Below are 1,436 nucleotides of genomic sequence, written 5' to 3' on the forward strand. Positions count from 1 at the left end.
CTCAGAAGTCATGAGACAACACAGTAGGTTCAAGGCACGATCCCGCGGACTAACCTACGACCGCGAGGTCCGGCTGCCGACGATGGATCCCAGAGGGGGCAATGCGCCTCCCGGACTTGCCGACCTCATGGGCCGCTTCGGACAGCCATCTTCGCGTTCTCCCGAAATTACCTCACGGGCGGGGTAGGGTGCATGAGTACCTGTGGTTCGTGCCGGACACTGACGGTCCGGCGGCACGCCTCACCTGACCACAGGAAGGGAGAGTCTCATGTCAACGACCCCGACTCCCGTCGAGGACGATCTCGATACTGGTCGGATGATCGCCAGTCGGTGGCGACCCGCCACCCTGCGCACGACGCCGTCGAAGCAGGACCGGGGGCTGTTCGGTCACCCCCGTGGACTGCCCTGGATGCTCAACGTGGAAATGTGGGAGCGCTTCTCCTACTACGGCATGCGCGCCATCCTGCTGTACTTCATCACCGACACCGTGGCCGGCGGCGGCCTGGGCCTGAGCGCCAACTCCGGGCAGGTCATTCTGGCCTCCTACAGTGCGGCCGTCTACCTGCTGGCCATTCCCGGGGGCATCTTCGCCGACCGCATCATCGGACCGTGGCTGTCCACCCTCTACGGCGGCGTCGTCATCATGGCGGGCCATATCTGCCTGTCCATTCCCGCGCCTGCCCTCGCCTGGACGGGGATCGTGCTGGTGGCCGTGGGCACCGGCTTCATCAAGCCGAACCTGTCCACGATCGTCGGGGGTCTCTACGATGACGACGACCCTCGGCGCGACGCCGGCTTCCAACTGTTCTACATGTCGGTCAACCTCGGATCACTGGCGTCTCCGCTGGTGACCGGCTGGCTGCGTGAGCACTACGGCTACCACGCCGGCTTCTTCTCGGCCGCCGTCGGCATGGGGGTGGCCCTGATCGCCTTCATCTACGGCCGCCACAAGCTCTCGGCCTTCGCCTTCACCGTCCCCAACCCCATCCGCCCCCAGGAGCGCCGGAGCTTCGTACTCGCCTCGCTTCTGACCGTGGTGGCCGCGACCGCACTCGTCTCGGTCCTCAACGTCCTGACCGGCAGCCTGCTCGACGCCATCTCCGCGACCATGCTCATCATCCCGGCAGGTGCCGCCCTGGGCTACTTCGTCCTCATGTTCCGCTCCCCCAAGGTCACGGCCCGCGAGCGCACCCACCTGCGCGCCTACATCCCCCTGTGGATCGGCGCGGTCCTGTTCTTCATGATTACCGAGCAGGCGGCCGGCAAGATGGCCACCTTCGCCAAGGACAACACCGACGGCACTATCCCGTGGCTCGGCTGGGCCATCACCCCCGAGACCTACCAGTCCATCAACCCGGCCGCGATCGTCATCCTCGCACCATTCATCGGCTGGCTCTTCACCCGGCGGGCGGGCAGGTTTCCCTCCACCATCATGA

The 1,436-nt window shown here is 65.9% G+C and carries 1 protein-coding gene; it reads left to right on the forward strand.

Annotated elements, in window-relative coordinates; translation table 11 throughout:
* Window positions 1-268: 268 nt before the first annotated feature.
* Window positions 269-1,436, forward strand: a 1,168-nt coding sequence (locus tag HMPREF3165_RS06560) for a peptide MFS transporter (RefSeq protein ID WP_256275147.1), incomplete at its 3' end; no start/stop codon positions are given.

Source organism: Actinomyces sp. HMSC08A09 (assembly GCF_001807465.1).
Taxonomy (GTDB): domain Bacteria; phylum Actinomycetota; class Actinomycetes; order Actinomycetales; family Actinomycetaceae; genus Actinomyces; species Actinomyces oris.